Raw genomic sequence first — 17,240 nt, forward strand, 5'->3', positions numbered from 1 at the left:
GGGAACTGAGCTCAGGAGGCGGCGCCGACCCCCTGCAGCCGCTGCGGCAGCCGGCACACGCTGGAGAGCCGCAGCAGCAGGGCGCCGATGATCCAGTTCGCGATGAGCGAGGAGCCTCCCGCCGCGAGGAACGGCGTGGTCAGGCCGGTGAGCGGGATGACCCGCGTCACGCCGCCGATGATGATGAACGCCTGCAGGGCGACCCCGAACGACAGCCCGACGGCGAGCAGCGCGCCGAAGTCGTCGGCGCTGTCGAACCCGATCCGCAGGCCGCGGAAGGTGAAGAGCAGGTAGAGGCAGATGATCGCGAACAGGCCCGCGAGGCCGAGCTCTTCGCCGAGGCTGGCGAAGATGTAGTCGCTCTGCGAGACCGGCGTCACCCAGGGCTGGCCTTGGCCGAGCCCGGTGCCGATGACGCCGCCGTGGGCGATGCCGAACAGGCCCTGGACCAGCTGGAAGCTGCCGCCGTCCGCGTCGTAGACGTGCTGGTCGAAGGGCGTCAGCCAGTTGGCGAAGCGGAGGTGCACGTAGGTCAGGGCGGCGTTGGCCGCCGCGCCGCCGAGGACGATCAGGACCCCGCCGATCGCCAGCCAGCCGATCCGGCCGGTGGCGACGTAGATGACGATGAGGAAGATCCCGAAGTACAGCAGCCCGGGCCCGAGGTCGTGCTGGAGGATGACGACCAGGATCGAGAGCAGCCACACCAGCACGACCGGCCCGAGGTGCCGCACCCGCGGGAAGCGCATGCCGAGGAAGCGGTGGCCGAGCAGCGAGAGCGCGTCCCTGTGCCGCATGAGGTACCCGGCGAAGAAGGCGGCCAGCGCGATCTTCGCGAGCTCGCCCGGCTGGAAGCTGAACGCGCCGATGCCGATCCAGGCCCGCGCGCCCGACACCGTCTTGCCGATCCCCGGCAGCAGCGGCAGCAGCAGCAGGGCGAAGGCGACCAGGCCGACGGTGTACGTGTACCGGTTGAGGACCTGCACGTTCCGGATGACGACGAGCGTGAGGATCGCGCACACGATCGCGATCGCGCACCAGACGATCTGGCGCACGCTGGTGCTTCCCCACCCGCTGTACCCGTAGTGGAGGTCGATCCGGTAGATCTCGGCGATGCCCAGCCCGCTGAGCGCCGTCATGATCGGCAGGAAGAACGGGTCGGCCGTGGGCGTCACGAACCGCATCGTGAGGTGCATCGCGAACGCCAGCACGAGCGGGATCGCGCTGAGCTGAAGGAAGCCGGCCTCGATCCTGCCCAGCGCGCCGAGCTGGACCAGCGCGACGGCGGCGAGCGAGACCGCACCCGCCGTCAGCAGGAGCAGGAGCTCGACGTTGCGGAGGCGCGTCGCTGTGCGGGCGCCGGGGGAGCGGAGTGCGGTCACTTCACGCACGGCACGCCGCCCGAGGGCAGGGGCGCGGTGGGATCCGTGTACGTGCCGTTCGGAGCCGCCGGCGCCGGGGCCGCGGGCGCAGACCCGGACGACTGCGCGGCCCCGGATCCGGACGACCCCGACCCCTTCGACGTTGACGACTTCGCCGGTGCCGCCGGGGCCGGGCTCGCGGTCGCCGGGTTCAGCAGCTGTCGCACGGTGGCGTGGATCTGCTTGGTGTCGACGAGGTTGACGTCCTGGCCGTCGCGGACGCCGTAGCCCGCGATCGGGAGTGTGTCGAAGGTGATGTTCCCTCCGGCGAAGTGGGAGGCGTCCGAGGCGAAGTCGAGCAGGTTCAGGCCGGAGTCGAGGGCGATGTTCTGCTTGGCCGCCGAGATCAGGGACTCCAGCGTCGCCGGGTTCGCGAACGTGTCCGCCTTCTTCAGCTTCGTGGCCAGCGACACGATGAACGCCTGCTGGCGGCGCTCGCGGTCGAGGTCGGTGAAGTTCAGGGAGGGGTTGCTCTCGTCGCGGCGCTGCCGCACGAAGCTCACCGCCTGCGACGCCGAGAGCTGCTGCACCCCCGCCGTGAAGTCCGCTCCGGAGTACGGGTCCTTGGTGTCCTCCGCGATGCACACGGTCACCGGCTGGACGGCTTGGGCGACCTGGTAGAACGCGGCCATCGTGACCTCGATGAAGTGGTTGATCGGCACGCCGCCGAGGAACGCCGAGACCGTGGCGATCTCGGTCCGCCTGGCGGCCGCGCGTGCCTCCTGGTACGCGTCGGCGCGGCTGAGCTTCCCTGCCTTCATCAGCTCGGTGAGCTTCTGGTCGAGCTCCAGCCCGTAGGCCTCCTTGATCTTCGACTGGGAGACGCCGTCGGGCTTGCCGGACAGCGGCACGTAGTCGTCGCGCGGGATCGAGATGCCGACCGCCTTGCCGCCGTCGGCGGGGATGTGGATGAGCATGAGCACGTTGGCGTTGTAGCCGCCGTCGTCCTGGCTGCCGGCGTGCAGGGCGTTGTACGTGGCGGCGGGGAGGGCGTCGCCGTTCTCGTCCAGCCGGCTGTCCAGCCCCATCACCAGGATGTTCTGGTCGCCGCCCGCGGCCGAGGCGAGGTCGGAGCGGTGCAGTCCGGTCATCAGGTCGGCGAACGAGAAGACGGCGAAGGCGACGATCGCCACGACGAGCAGGACGCCGAGGGCGAGGGTGCCGACGACGATCCGCCGTCGCACGTAGACGCTGCGCGGATGGCGGCGTCTCGCCGGCCGCCTCGCGGCTGCGGCGGGGGCAGCCGCGGCGGTCGCGCCGGCGCGGGCGGCGCCGGTGTCGGGCGCGTCCGGCCTGCGTGGTGCGGGCAGTACGGGCGGCTTCACTCGAGATCACTCCTCCGGCCGGCCGGGAGAGACAGCCGACGCTGCCATTGTCACCTGGTCGGGCGCCGATTCCCGGGAGGCCGGTTGTTAGAGTCCTGTCAGGATTCGGCCGCCCGGCCGGTGACGGAGAGGACCGGTGGCGCCCCCATGCTCTCCACTGTCGCGACCGCCATCGGGCTCTTCGCCGCGACCAACATCGACGACTTCGTCGTCCTGACGCTGTTCTTCCTCGCCGCGCAGCGCGGCGCCATCCGCGCCTGGAAGGTCGTCGTCGGCCAGTACGCCGGCGTGCTCGCGCTCATCGTGGTGAGCCTCATCGCCGGCCTCGGCCTGACCCTCCTGCCCGCCCGGTACGTGGGGCTGCTCGGCCTGATCCCGCTCGCCCTCGGCGTGCGCGGGCTCATCCGCTACGCCCGCGCGCGCGGCCTCCCGCGGGAGATCCGCTCCTCGCTCAACCCGGGCGGCCTCGGGGGCGTCGTCGGGATCACCCTGGCCAACGGCGGCGACAACCTCGCGGTCTACACGCCGGTGTTCCGGGTGCAGGCCGCCGCGGAGACTGTGGTCACGGTGGTCGTGTTCGTCGTGCTGATCGGCGTGTGGATCGTCGCCGCCCGGCTGGTCGCCGGCCACCCCCGGGTGCTGCGCGCCGTCGAGCGGGTGGAGGCCTGGCTGGTGCCCGCCGTGTTCTGCGTCCTCGGCGTGCTGGTCATCGTGCGGTCGGGACTGCTCGGCTGAGGGGCCGCGGCTGGCCCGGATCCCCAGGATCCCCAGGATCCCCAGGATCCTGAGGATCCGGACACGATTCGCATCGAGTCCGGGGCGGGCGCACAGCGGCGGCTTGTTGACTGAGAGCGTGAACGACACCCCCAAGCGCGACCGCCGGCTCGAAGCGCAGCAGCGCGCCGCCGAACTCCGCAGGCAGGAGCAGCGGAGGGCCCGTCGCCGCCGGCTGCTGATCGGAGGCGGCGTCGCCGTCGCCGCGCTGGCCGTGGCGGGCATCGTCACCGCGGTCGTCCTGAACGGCGCGTCGTCAGCGACGGTCGCAGGCTCGGGCGCGACCCCCTCCGCGACCTCCTCCGCCGCGGCGGACTGGGCAGCCCCGGCCGACGTGGAGGCCGCCGTGCGCACCGCCGGCCTCCAGATGCTGACCGCGGAGGGGACCGCGCTGCACATCCATCAGCACCTCACCGTGACCGTGGACGGCCGGCCCGTCGCCGTCCCCGCCGGCATCGGCATCGACGAGGCGCAGCAGCGGATCTCGCCGATCCACACGCACGACGAGTCCGGCATCATCCACGTCGAGTCCCCGGAGGTGCGGACGTTCACGCTGGGTCAGGTGTTCGACGAGTGGGGCCAGAAGCTCGGGACAGGTCAGGTCGGGACCTACCGGAACGGCGTCGACGGGCAGACCGTGACCGTCTTCGTCGACGGGAAGACCTACACCGGAGACCCCCGCACGATCGCGCTCGCCTCGCACGAGGACATCGACATCGTGGTGGCGAAGACGGGGACCACGGTCTCCCCGCCCGCGGCATTCTCGTGGCCCGCGGGCTATTGACGGGCTCGTCGCGCCGACACCCGTGCTGATGGTCATCCCGTCGGGACTGCGCGGCTGAGGGTCAGCCGCCGGAGTTGCGGAGCTCCACCGCCGCGACGTCCCACCGGTCCGTGGTCGGGGCGGTCGCACCGATCGTGACGACGCTGCCCGCGGCGCCCGTCGCCTGGTTGGTGTACTCGGACCACATCGTGTCGCCGCTGCCGGTGTCCACCCACTGGTCGAGCGGCACGAGCCCGGTGGGCAGCGTGCGGGCGATCGCGTTGTCCCAGTCCGCGCCGACGGCGAAGACGAGTGAGGTCGCGGCCACGGTGGTGACCTTCACCGACGGCGCGCCCGTGACCGCTGAGGCGGTCGCGGTCGCGCCGGCGCCGGCCACGCCCTCCGTCGCGATGACCGTGAGCGACTGGTCGTAGCCCTGGGCGAGCGGGGTGGAGGTGATGGTCGCGCCGCTCAGGAGCGCCGCGGCCGGAGCCGTCCAGATCTCGGCGTCGCCGGCCTGGCCGTTGGCTCGCGCGGCGAGCGTCCAGGTCAGGCCGCCTCCGGCGACCGTGACCTGCTGGGAGCCGGCCGACGCCGGACCGTCCGACGCGACGAACGCGACCAGGAACTCCCCGGGGAGGGCGGTGGTCAGGCTCGGCGCCGAGACCGTCCCGGTGCCGTGCACCGTCTTCTGCGCCTGCAGGACGAAGCAGGTCATCGGCGGCGCCGGGTTCTGCACGGTGACCGGGATCGGCGCGGCCGTCCCGTGGTTGCCGCTCGTGTCGGTCGCGACGGCCCCGAGCGTGTGCGCTCCCGCGGCGGCGGTGGTGGTGTCCCACTGGACCGAGTAGGGCGGCGCCGTGACGGGCGCGCCCAGCGGGGCCCCGTCGAGGAGGAACTGGACCGACGCGACGGCGACGTTGTCGCTCGCGGTGGCCGCGACCGGGACCGTGCCGGAGACGGTCTGCCCTGGCGCCGGGTTCAGGATGGCGACGGTGGGCGGCACGGTGTCGGGAGGCGCCGGCGCCCCCGCGACGACCTCCGCCGCGGCGAGGTTCCACCGGTCCGCCGTGGGTGCGGTGTCGGCGATGGTGATGTGCGACCCGGCGGCGCCGCCGGCCGCCGTCGTCCCCTGTGTCCAGAAGGTGTCGCCGGTGCCGGGGTCCAGCCACTGCGACGTCACGAGCTGTCCGGCGACCGGGGTCCGCGCGGTCGCGGCGTCCCAGTCGTTGCCGACCCCGACGGCGAGGGAGCCGGCGGCCGTGGTGACGAGCGGCACGCTCGGCGCGCCGCTCCCGGCGGAGGCGGAAGCCGCGGCTCCCGCACCGGCGGCGCCCGCGTAGGTGAGCACTGTGAGCTGCTGGTCGTAGCCCGCGACGCCGGGCACGGCGGTCACGCTGACCGCCGCCGGCGTTCCCGATGCGGTGGCCGTCCAGATCTCGCTGTCGCCGAACTGCGTGTCGGCGCGCGTCAGGCGCCGCCAGGTCAGCCCGCCGCCGCTCACGGTGGACGTCTGCGCGCCCGCGGTGGGCGGTCCGTCGGAACCCACGAGGGCGACGAAGACCTCCCCGGCCGCGCGCGGCGAGATCCCGGCCGCCGTCACCGAGCCGTGGCCTTGCGCGGTCACCGTCTGGTCCACCGCCAGCCCGCTGGGGAGCGGCGGCGGCGCGACCGTGATCGCGTCGACCGGGGCGGTGTCCATCAGGCCGGTCGTGTCCGTGACGCGCGCGCTCAGCCGATGCGGCCCCGGCGGCGTGCTGCCGACCGTCCACGAGAAGCCGAACGGCGCGGCGGTCAGTGCGGGCCCGAGCGGCGAGCCGTCGAGCAGGTACTGCACCGAGGCCACCGACGCCGGCGCGTTCGCGGTCGCGGTGACCGTGAGCGGCACCGTCCCGCTGACGGAGGAGCCGGCCGCCGGGGAGGTCACCCGCACGCTCGGCGGCACGGTCGCCGGCCGCGTCTGCGCGCCCACGGTGATGCTGGCGCCGGCGATGGTCAGCTTGGTCACGGTCACGTTGTTCGTCGCGTTGCTCTCGGTCAGCACGTGCTGCGGGTCGACTGTCGCGACGAGCGCGTAGGACCCGTCCGGCACCCCGGTCAGGTCGATGGGCTGCCCCGAGTCGGTCTGGTCGTACTGGTCGCCCCAGCCGACGCTCCAGCCGAGCGGCAGGGTCGGGTCGCCGCAATTACTGGTCGACGGCGAGGACACGGCCGGCGTGTTCGGGACGTCCCCGACCCGGGTGTCACCGGTCATGCAGTAGTCGGTCTTGGGGCTCGTCGCGGCGACGGCGCCGATCGTCCCGTTCGCGAGGACGTGGTTCAGGGTGAACGAGGTGAGCGGGAACCGGAAATCGTCCGGCGCGACCCGGACGCCGTTCACGGCCAGGGGAACGGTGTGGTCGGTGGTCCAGGTCCCCGGCGACGGGCTGTTGTAGATCCGCTGGACCCAGCTCGCGATCCCGGTCGTCGCGTCGTAGGACGGATCGAGCTCGAACGGCCCGGTCCCGCTGTCCTCGGTGATGTGGGTGTACCGCAGCATCCGGTGCTGCGTGGCCGGGTCGATGCCGATGGAGATGAGCGAGGTGGGCACGTTGATGGTCATGTCCGGCAGCGTCACGGTCGCCGCGTGCGCGGGCAGCGAGACGCCGAGCGAGACGAGGCCGAGCGCGACCGTGCCGGCGATCGCGCGTCGGCGCGCTCGTCGCGATCCGGGTCGTCGTGGGGGACTGGTCGGGTCCGGAACGGTTCGATGGGAAGCGGTGTCATCGGGCATGGCGAACCTTCCGCCGTCGAACAGGATAGTGCTGCGGCGGCGGGATGGAAATGGTCGATTCCTCCGGGCCGGCACCGGCCGTCTTCCCCGGCGTGGCATGATGTGGACTCCCCACCTCTCGATCAAGCCGGCTATCGACCAAGGAGCTATCGGATGACCGCGTATCAGGGCGCTCGAACCACGGCACGTCCACGGTCCCTGCTCCAACTCGCGCTGGGCACCGTGGCCGCAGGCGCGGTCGGCGCCCTCGTCGTCGTGGCGTTCTCGCCGTTCAGCGCGGCGACGGCCGCGTTCTCCCCTCCGCTGTACGCGCTGATCGCTGGCGCCTACAGTGTCGTGCCGTTCCTGGCGCGTCGTGTCCTCGACTACACGTGGGCGGCGACGACGGTCGGGGTCGTAGCCGCCGTGCTCGCCGCGCCGTTCAGCCCGATCGGCATCCTCATCGTCGTGCTGTTCGTCGGGGCGGGAGCCGCGTACGACTCCGTGCTCTGGTGCCTCACTCGGGGCCGGGCCGATCGCCGTGCGCCCGGGTGGGCGTATGCGGTCGCCGCGCTCGTCTCGGCTCTGGTCTTATTCCTCGTGTCCTATCCCGTCCTGTCGCCGGCTCACCGGGTCCCGCTCATCCTCGCGGCGACCTTCGGCGGCCGAGCGGCCGGGCAACTGGCGGCAGCGGGAGCGGGAGCCGCTATCCATCGGCTGCTGGCCCGGCGCCCGCTGGCCCGCGGCCCGCTGGGCCATAGGGGTCGCGCTCGCCGATGATGCGCCGACCGGCGCCCGATCCGGTAGCGTGAGTCATCCGCATCGATCATCGGCGACGGGCACTTCCCCGGTTGGCGCCGTGGATCCGTGCGCATCCGGGCGACACATCCGGGGCGGCCCTCGCCGAGTCGGGGGACGTCGTCGCCCGGTCGGTGATGTCCAGCACCCTTCCGGAGGCAATGGTGAGTGATCGGCACGACGATCTCGCTGACGATGTCGATGTCCACCGGGGTTCCGGGCCGGGGCTTCCGGACGAGGTCGACGACGCGGTCGCGGCACTGCCGTCGCTCATCTCGCGAGGCGATCTGGCGGCGGCGAACGCTCTGGTTCGCCGATTCTGGTTCGAACTGCTTCGCTCGCACGGCGACGAGCTGAGGGTCGCGCTGGACGCGATCCCGGCCGCCGCGCTGCGCGACCACCCGCTGCTGACGATGATGCTGGGCATCTGCTACAACGGCGTTCCGCACAAGCGCGCCAGAGCGCTGCGCTACTTCGCCACCGCGGTGCGCGCCGCGCGCTCCGGCCGGCCGGCTCTCGACGCGGTGGACCGTGCGCTGATCCTCGTCAGCGAGAGCGCCGTCTACCGGCTGGTCGGCCGTCCCGCGAGGGGGGTCAAGCCCGCGCACTCCGCGATCCGGATCCTCGACGGGATGAGCTCCGCCGAGCTCGAAGCGGTCAGCTCGCTGCCGAGGGTCTACTCGCAGGCCGGTGTCAGCCTGTACTACGGCGGCGACCTGAACGGGGCCCTGGCCGCCTTCGAGTCGGGCTTGGCGGAGTCCATGGACAAGCGGTCCTCCGACGGATTCGGCAACCTCGCGATGCTCGCCGGCATCCGCGCCCTGCGCGGGGAGCTGCACGAGGCGCGGGTCTACATCGAGCTGGCGCACTCCCCGGAGTGGTCCGATGACCAGCGGTCGATGTACACCGGGACGTTCTATCGCATCGCCGAGGCGATCTCCGCCTTGGAGGAGTTCGACCCGGTCGCCGCCCGGGCTCACCTCTCCGCGATGGTCAACGACCCGCGCACGATCGAGCACTGGATCACGATCGCCACGACCGAGGCCCTGGCCGCGCTGCTCTCCGGTCGCCCCGGCGAGGGGCTCTCGCGGCTGGACGCCGTCGCCGGCTCGCGCAGTGAGGGCCGGTCCGCGGCGGCGCGCGGGCGGCTCTCCGCGACGCGCGCGTTGCTCCAGCTGGCTCTGGGCGCGCGCGACGCAGCCGGCGTCATCCTCCACCGCGACGCGTCGCCCGGCCCGGACCGTCACATCGCGCAGGCGCGCGTCGAGCTCGTCGCGGGTCGAAGCGGGTCGGCCCTGCGGGAACTGGGCAAGATCGCCGGTGACGACCTCCCGCCGCGAGCCGTGGCGGAGGCCATGACGATCGAGGCTGCGGCACTGCTCCGGCTTCCTTCGAGCGTCCGGTCGACGGGAGTGGTCGAACATCTCGGTTCGCTGCTCGAGCACACCGGCCTGCGGATGCCGCTGGCGCTCGTCCCGCCTGCCGATTTCGGGCGACTCCGCGCGGCATTGGTCGAACAGGGGTTCGGCGGCGTGTTCGAGGGACGCGACATCCGGTCCGTCCTCGCCGAGACGACCCCGGCCACGATCCTCAGCGAACGCGAGCAGGTCGTGCTCGCGGCGCTCCTGCGGCACAGTTCGCCGACCGGGATCGCAGCGGAGCTGGTGGTCTCGGTGAACACGGTCAAGACGCAGTTGCGCAGCATCTACCGCAAGCTCGGCGTGTCGAGCAGGGACGAGGCGATCGCGGTCGCCCTCGACCGGCACCTGCTGGCGGATCGCGACGGCTGACCCGGCCCGCCGGGTGATTCCAGGGTGAGCGGAGGCCGGCGCGGCTTCGGAGCTTGGTAGAAACGAACGCGTCGCGTGCTGCCCGAATCAGCATCGACGATCCGGCCGGGCCCGTCCGGCCCGCCACCCGAAGCGGGCCGACGGGCGCGGCCCGCGGAGGGTGGATCGGCCCGGCGGACTCCCGCTCGCCTCGCGCGGGGTGAACCCCGGGGTGATCTCGGGGTGAAACCGGTCAGGTCCGATGGCGCTGATGAGCACCCTTTCGCTTAGCTGAGAATCGGCCGTGCGCGAAGACGTCCGGAGACACCTGGGGGAAAGGAACCGCTGTGACGCGTGGCACCGCTGAGGGCACGACCGCGGGCCGACGGATCGGCCGGACGATCCGTTCGCTGTTCTGGTACCGCGACAGACCGGCCCGAGGGTTTCGTGTAGTCTCCGCGCTGCTCGCGATCGGCGTCGGCGCGGTCTCCGTCTTCGGCCTCGCCGGAGCCGCCACGGCGGCGACGACCGCCGTCCACGAGATCACGACGAACTGGGTGGGGAACCCGGCGTCGGCGGCGTACGGCACCGCGCTGACGAGCGAATGGCACGTCAACACGAACGATGCCACCAACCCGCAGGCGAATGCCCCGGTCGACAATGTCCGCCTGACCCTCGTCGCCACCAACGGCGTGTTCGCCGGCATTCCCGCCGTGTGCCAGACCAAGGGCGTGACGCCGGCCTCCGCCATCTCCGCCAACGGCACCACCCTGGTCTGCAACCTGGGCACGATCACCGAAGGAACGGCCTCGGTCGTCCAGGCGCCCGTGCGCGCGACAGGAGCTGTCGGTTCGAAGCTCTCGGTGTCGGGCACGGTGACCTCGGACTCCGCAGCCGCTCCGGCCGGGCCGACGGCGACGACGCCGCTCCCGATCACCGGCAGCCACGGCATGGATCTGGTGCTGAGCGCACCGAACCAGAACTACCAGCAGTCCACGATCCCGAGCCGCAGCGGCGGGAACCGTCCCTCCATCGTGGTCGACTACGGTGTCGCGATGACGACCGGGAGCATCCCGGGGCCGTCGAGCTACTCCTTCACCGTGGACATCGCGGTGTCGGTCGCCGGACAGCTCCCGGGACTCCAGTGGGAAGGCTGCTCGCCGGTCGACGACTCCGCTCAGGCCACCGGGATCCCGTACTCGGCGACCAGCTACTCCAACCGCACCAACGCCCCGGCGTGCACCATCAGCGGCAGCGGCACGCACTACACCGTCACCCTCAGCGGCCTGGACTACTCGCTGCAGCACGTGCCGACGACGGACAGCCTCGGCAACGCGATCCCCTCGACGAGCTCCTTCATCGCAGCCGGCCAGCTCCACTTCAGCTACACGACCCCGATCACGGCCACCACCGGCGTGACGTTCACCGCCACCCCGACTCCCTTCACGTTCAGCGACGGCGTCACCCAGCCCGAGACCAACACCACGAACGACTCGTCCGGCACCACTCTGGTGACCCCGGGCGTGTTCTCCACCATCTGGATGGGCAGCCCGACCGCGGGCCGTTCCCCCTGGGATGCGAACCTCTGGGCGGCGCCCGGGGCGGCGAAGGACAAGACGTTCCCCTGGCCGGCTGCGGGGTCCTCGACGAACCCCGGCCCGTACACCCTTGCGGACCAGCCGCTGGGGATCCAGGCCGACAGCGTCACCTGGTCCACCTACAGCGGATCGGGCGGCGCGGACATGGCCGGCTCGTGCGTCATGGTGCAGAACCCGGCCGACTTCACTCCGCGCTACGCGGACTTCCTGGCCGCGGACGGCGCCTCCTACTCCAACATGACCACCGCGCACCTCTGGTACCGCACCGATGCGCTGAACACCAAGACCGAGACCTGCGGTGAGCCGGTGGGTGTCGCCGGAAGCCCCTGGACATCGATCCCGCTGCCGGCCGGCTGCTCCACCCAGACGGCGTCGATCTCGCCCGCCTACTCCGACGACAAGTGCATCGTGAGCCTGCCTGCCGGCGTCACCGCCGTGAAGATGACCTGGAACCCGGCCGTCGACAAGCAGTTCCACCACTTCCTGCGGGCCTGGGGATACGTCCCCACGACGGCGCCGATCGGATCCGAGTCGTGGGCGGTCGGCGCGTTCAACGCCCCCTACAACACGGCGACGGTCTTCCCGGGCTACCCGACCCTCAACAACTACATCAACATCAGCACCAACCCGAACGTGACCGGCACCATCCCGGGCAGCACCTACGGGCCGAACACCAACGGCATCCGGGACGCGATGCGGATCCAGGGCCCGACCGGCGCCATCACCAAGACGACCCCGAGCACGACCGCGCAGCCCGGCGTCCCGGTCAGCTACTCCCTCACGGCGGAGGCGGACCTCGCCGTCCAGAGCCCGCCCAACCAGACCTTCACCGTCACGGACACGCTGCCGACGGGCATGAGCTACGTCGCCGGCTCGGGTACGCCGACGCCCGCGCTGTCGACGAACGGCTCCGGCCAGCAGGTGCTCACCTAAACGTTCACGAACGTGCCGGCGAACACCCCCCAGCCCATCACGTATCAGGCTCAGATCCCGTCCGGGACGACGGTCGCGCCGGGTACCGCGTTGACGAACCTCGCTCAGATCGATGTCCCGGGCGACAACCGTCCGGCGGCCGCGCGCCAGGCGACGGCCACCGTGACGGTCCCGAACAACGGCGCCACGACCCTCGGCAAGTCGGCCGAGGCGAACACGCTCTCGTTCTACGGCGACTCCTCGGCGTGGGACCTCGTCGTGCGGTCGCAGGACCCGGTCAGCAACCCGTACACCGACACCATCGACATCCTCCCGAACAAGGCGGACGGCCGCGGCACCACGATCGACGGCACGTATTCCGTGACCGGCGTGACCGCACCGGCCGGTTCGACGGTGTACTACTCGACCGCGCCGATCGCCTCGCTGAGCAACGACCCGCGCGCCGCCTCCAACGGCGGAACGCCGGGCAGCACCACCGGCAACACGGTGGGCTGGTCGACCACGGCCGTGGCCCACCCGACCGCGGTGCGCGTGATCGGCCCGGCGCTCGCACCGGGCGGCTCCCAGACGATCCGGATCGCGTTCACGACCCCGGCCGGCTCGAGCTGCACGGCTCCGGCGGCGTCCGACAACAAGCCAGGCCAGCTGCTGGTGAACTCGGCGAACTCGATCGCCGGGCACACCGCGCTGCCCATGCTGTCGTCGGCGACCACCGCGATCGGCGACTGCTACGCCCTCGACCTGAAGAAGTACGTGCTGGTGAAGGGCGGCAACCCCGCGAAGGCCGGCGACTGGCATGACGCGAACAGCGTCGCGGACTACCAGCAGTACGCCGCCGGCGACACGGTTCCCTACAAGATCACCGTGACGAACAAGGGCACGGGCACGCTGACGAACATCCCGGTGACCGATTCGCTCGTCCCCGGCTGCGATTTCACCGTCGCCAGCCTCGCGGCGGGAGCGTCGGCGTCCAACACGTGCTCCAGCACCGCGGTCGTCGGCACCACGGTCAACGTCGCCTCCACGTCGGTGACGCCGCCGTCCGGACCGGTTCTGACCGCCACCGACCCGGCCGGCATCGTCGTGCCCGACCCGTACCGCGTGGTGAAGACGGCCAACCCGGCGCCGGGAACCGCGGTCGCCCCGGGCGGCACCGTGACCTACACGATCACGGTGTCGGAACCGGCGGGCAGCTCCGCGCCCTCGCTGAACCCCTCGCTGACGGACGACCTGTCGAAGGTGCTGGACGACGCGACCTACAACGGCGACGTCACGGCGTCGGCCGGAACGGCGTCCGTCTCCGGGAAGACCCTGCAGTGGTCGGCCGCGTCGATCATGCCGGGGCAGACCATCACGATCACCTACTCGGTGAAGGTCAACAACCCCGACACCGGCGACAAGGTGCTGACCAACGTGGTCACCACCCCGTCCGGCGGGAACTGCGTGACCGGCAACACCGATCCCGCGTGCACGGTCACGACGAACGTGGAGTCGTTCACGGTGGCGAAGTCCGCCTCGGTCGCGCAGGCCGCCGAAGGCCAGACGGTGACCTACACGGTGACCGTCACGAACACCGGCACAGCCGCGTACACGGCGGCGCACCCGGCGTCGTTCACGGATTCCCTCGCGGGTGTGCTCGATGACGCCACGTACAACAACGACGCGAGCAACGGGGCGACGTACGCCGCCCCGACCGTGTCCTGGTCCGGCGCGCTCGCCGTCGGAGCCACCACGACCGTCACCTACTCCGTGACGGTGAAGACGCCCGACGGCGGCGACCACGTGCTGAAGAACGCGGTCACGCCCACCGGCGACGGCGGCTCGTGCGCCACCGCGGGCGCCTGCGCGACGCGCACCCCGGTCGCGTCGTACACGGTCGCCAAGACCGCGTCGGCGGCGACGACCACTCCGGGCGGCGTCGTGGTCTACACCGTGACGGTGACCAACACGGGGCAGGTCGGATACACGGCGGCGAACCCCGCCTCCTTCACCGACAGCCTCGCCGGTGTGCTGGACGACGCGACCTACAACGGCGACGCGAACAACGGCGCGACGTACGCCGCCCCGACCATCTCGTGGTCGGGTGCCCTCGCCATCGGAGCCACCAGGACGATCACGTACTCCGTCACGGTCAACACCCCGGACGCAGGCGACCATCTGCTGAAGAACGCCGTCGTCCCGACCGGTTCGGGGGGAAGCTGCACGACGGCCGCGGACTGCTCGACCACGACCGCGGTCGGAAGCTACACGGTCGCGAAGACCGCGTCGACGGCCTCCACCACTCCCGGTTCGACCGTGACCTACACGATCGTCGTCACCAACACCGGGCAGGTCGCCTACACCGCCGCCAAGCCCGCGACGATCACCGACAACCTCACCGGCGTGCTGGATGACGCGGTCTACAACAACGACGCCTCCAACGGCGCGACCTACGCGGCGCCCACGCTCAGCTGGGCGGGCCCGCTCGCCATCGGGGCCACGCAGACGATCACCTACTCGGTGACGGTGCGGAACCCGGATCGCGGCGACCACGTGCTGAAGAACACCGTGTCCACGCCGCCGGGCGTCGGAAACTGCGACGCGGGTTCCGCGGACCCCGCCTGCTCGACCGTGACGCCGGTCAAGTCCTACCGGGTCGTCAAGACGAGCCCCGCCACCACGGTGACCCCGGGCCAGGTCGTCCCCTACACGATCACGATCACCAACACGGGGCAGGTCCCGTACACGGCCGCCGATCCCGCGGTGTTCACCGATGACCTCACGCGCGTCCTCGACGACGCCGTGTACAACGGGGACGCCACGAACGGCGCCACCCTCACCGGGAGCACCCTCTCCTGGTCGGGTGCGCTGGCCGTCGGAGCCACCGTGACGGTGACCTACTCGGTGACCGTGAACACGCCGGACGCCGGCGACCACGTCCTCGACAACGCCGTGGTCACCGGGGTGACCGGCAACTGCGCGCCGGGATCGACCGATCCCTCGTGCGCGGTGCAGATCCCGACCAAGGCGTTCCACGTCACGAAGTCGGCCTCGTCGTCCACCACGACTCCGGGCGCGACCGTGACCTACACGATCGTGGTGACCAACACGGGCCAGGTCGACTACCCGGCATCGGCCCCGGCGAGCTTCACCGACGACCTCACGGCCGTGCTCGACGACGCGACGTACAACAACGACGCGACGAACGGGGCCGTCTACTCCGCGCCCACGCTGTCGTGGTCGGGCGCGCTCCCCGTCGGCGCCTCCCGGACGATCACGTACACGGTGACCGTGAAGGATCCCGACGCGGGTGACCACGTGCTCGACAACACCGTCGTCACCCCGCCCGGTCTCGGCGGCGACTGCACGGTCGACTCGACCGATCCGGACTGCTCGGTGAGGGTCCCCGTCCAGTCGTACACGGTCGCGAAGGCGGCATCCACGGCCACCACGACCGAGGGCTCCCGCGTCACCTACACGGTGACGGTGACCAACACCGGCGCGGTCGACTACACCGCGGCAGCCCCGGCGACCTTCACCGACGACCTGACGAAGGTGCTCGATGACGCCGTCTACAACAACGACGCCACGAACGGTGCGACCTACGCCGCGCCGACCCTGAGCTGGGCGGGCGCCCTCCCCGTCGGCGGCACGAAGACCATCAGCTATTCGGTGACGGTCGCGAGCCCCGACCACGGCGACCACTCGCTGAAGAACAGCGTGGCGCCCACGGCGGACGGCGGAAGCTGCGCCACGGCCGGAGGGTGCGCCACCACGACGCCCGTCCAGTCGTACTCGGTGGTGAAGACATCGTCCACCACGACCACGGAGCCCGGCGGCACGGTCTCGTACACCATCACCGTGACGAACACCGGACAGGTCCCGTTCACCGCGGCGAACCCGGCCTCCTTCACGGACGACCTCACCAGCGTGCTCGACGACGCGACGTACAACAACGACGCGACGAACGCGGCCGTCTACTCGGCCCCGGTGCTCTCCTGGTCCGGCGCCCTCGCGATCGGCGCCACGCACACCGTCACGTACTCGGTGACGGTGAAGAGCCCGGACACCGGGGACAAGCTCCTCACCAACGCCGTCGTCACTCCCACTGGCCCCTGTGTGTCGGGATCGACCGATCCGGACTGCGTGGTCGTCGTGCCCGTGAAGTCGTACTCGACCGTGAAGACGGCCTCCGCGGTCGACACCACGCCGGGCGCGACCGTCACCTACACGATCGTGGTCACCAACACCGGAGCCGTCCCGTACACCGCTGCGGCGCCGGCGACCTTCCGGGACGACCTCAGCCGGGTCCTCGATGACGCGACCTACAACAACGACGCCACCGGCGGAGCGGTGTACGCGGCTCCGACGCTGAGCTGGGCCGGGGCGCTCCCGGTCGGGGGGACGGCGACCATCACCTACTCGGTGACGGTGAAGTCTCCGGACACCGGCGATCACGTCCTCCGGAACGCGGTCGTCACCCCGACAGGACCGTGCGCGGCCGGCTCGACCGACTCCACGTGCACGACCACGGTCCCCGTGCGGTCGTATCACGTCGCCAAGAAGTCGTCGGCGACCACGGTCGCTCCCGGCGGAGTCGTGACCTACACGATCACCGTCACCAACACCGGAGCCGTGCCGTTCACGAGCAGCGCGCCCGCGACCTTCACGGACGACCTGACCGACGTCCTCACCGGCGCCACCTACAACGCCGATGCGACGAGCGGCGCGACCTACACCGCGCCGACGCTCGCCTGGGCGGGCGCACTGGCGGTCGGCCAGACCGTCCACGTGACCTACAGCGTGAGACTCCTCGCCGCCGACCGTCCGGGCACCGTCCTGCACAATGTCGTCGCCACGCCGACCGACCCGGCGGGCGAGGTCTCGAACTGCCTGGCCGGAGACACCGACCCGGACTGCGCCGCGGATGTGACGGTCGACCCGCCGGGGGTGCCGCCGACGGACCCGCCGGCAGCGTCCACCCCGCTCGCCCGCACCGGCAGCGACCTCCTGCCGCCGTTCCTCTGGGGCGCTCTGCTCCTGCTGACCGGATTCGGACTGGTGCTCGGGGCACGGCTGCGACGTCGGCGCCGCAGCTGACGGACGAGAACCGTGCTGCGCGCCCGCCCCA

Annotated in this window: 9 protein-coding genes; 6 read left to right on the plus strand and 3 right to left on the minus strand. The window is 71.5% G+C overall.

The window, feature by feature from the left end:
• Positions 1–11: 11 nt before the first annotated feature.
• On the minus strand, positions 12–1,379 hold the full coding sequence (locus HNR13_RS04495) for an FtsW/RodA/SpoVE family cell cycle protein (protein ID WP_343063459.1): 1,368 nt from the start codon (positions 1,377–1,379) through the stop codon (positions 12–14).
• Complete coding sequence (locus HNR13_RS04500; protein WP_343063460.1) at positions 1,376–2,743, minus strand: LCP family protein; 1,368 nt, start codon at positions 2,741–2,743, stop codon at positions 1,376–1,378. Before HNR13_RS04500 ends, HNR13_RS04495 begins: the two co-directional genes overlap by 4 nt.
• A gap of 147 nt (positions 2,744–2,890) precedes the next feature.
• On the opposite strand from HNR13_RS04500, the gene HNR13_RS04505 reads away from it, so the two are divergent.
• Positions 2,891–3,478 (plus strand): cadmium resistance transporter, encoded by a 588-nt coding sequence (locus HNR13_RS04505; protein WP_179604648.1) that lies wholly within the window; start codon positions 2,891–2,893, stop codon positions 3,476–3,478.
• Between the two features lie 118 nt (positions 3,479–3,596).
• Positions 3,597–4,301 (plus strand): hypothetical protein, encoded by a 705-nt coding sequence (locus HNR13_RS04510; protein ID WP_179604649.1) that lies wholly within the window; start codon positions 3,597–3,599, stop codon positions 4,299–4,301.
• A gap of 61 nt (positions 4,302–4,362) precedes the next feature.
• Here HNR13_RS04510 and HNR13_RS04515 read toward each other — a convergent pair whose 3' ends face one another.
• Positions 4,363–7,053, minus strand: a complete 2,691-nt coding sequence (locus HNR13_RS04515; protein WP_179604650.1) for an Ig-like domain-containing protein — start codon at positions 7,051–7,053, stop codon at positions 4,363–4,365.
• Positions 7,054–7,206: 153 nt separating this feature from the next.
• Here HNR13_RS04515 and HNR13_RS04520 point away from each other — a divergent pair, with 153 nt between their 5' ends.
• The 4 genes from HNR13_RS04520 to HNR13_RS04535 all read left to right on the plus strand — a co-directional run bounded on the left by HNR13_RS04520 (position 7,207) and on the right by HNR13_RS04535 (position 17,209).
• Complete coding sequence (locus HNR13_RS04520; protein WP_179604651.1) at positions 7,207–7,812, plus strand: hypothetical protein; 606 nt, start codon at positions 7,207–7,209, stop codon at positions 7,810–7,812.
• Positions 7,813–7,991: 179 nt separating this feature from the next.
• A complete protein-coding gene (locus tag HNR13_RS04525; RefSeq protein WP_179604652.1) occupies positions 7,992–9,620 on the plus strand; it encodes a LuxR C-terminal-related transcriptional regulator in 1,629 nt (542 codons plus the stop codon).
• A gap of 326 nt (positions 9,621–9,946) precedes the next feature.
• A complete protein-coding gene (locus tag HNR13_RS04530) occupies positions 9,947–12,130 on the plus strand; it encodes a hypothetical protein (protein ID WP_179604653.1) in 2,184 nt (727 codons plus the stop codon).
• Positions 12,131–12,142: 12 nt separating this feature from the next.
• The gene (locus HNR13_RS04535; RefSeq protein ID WP_179604654.1) at positions 12,143–17,209 is read left to right on the plus strand and encodes a beta strand repeat-containing protein; all 5,067 of its coding nucleotides are present in this window, start codon (positions 12,143–12,145) and stop codon (positions 17,207–17,209) included.
• Positions 17,210–17,240 lie beyond the last annotated feature (31 nt).

Origin of the sequence: Leifsonia shinshuensis (assembly GCF_013410375.1) — a bacterium.
Lineage (GTDB): Bacteria > Actinomycetota > Actinomycetes > Actinomycetales > Microbacteriaceae > Leifsonia > Leifsonia shinshuensis.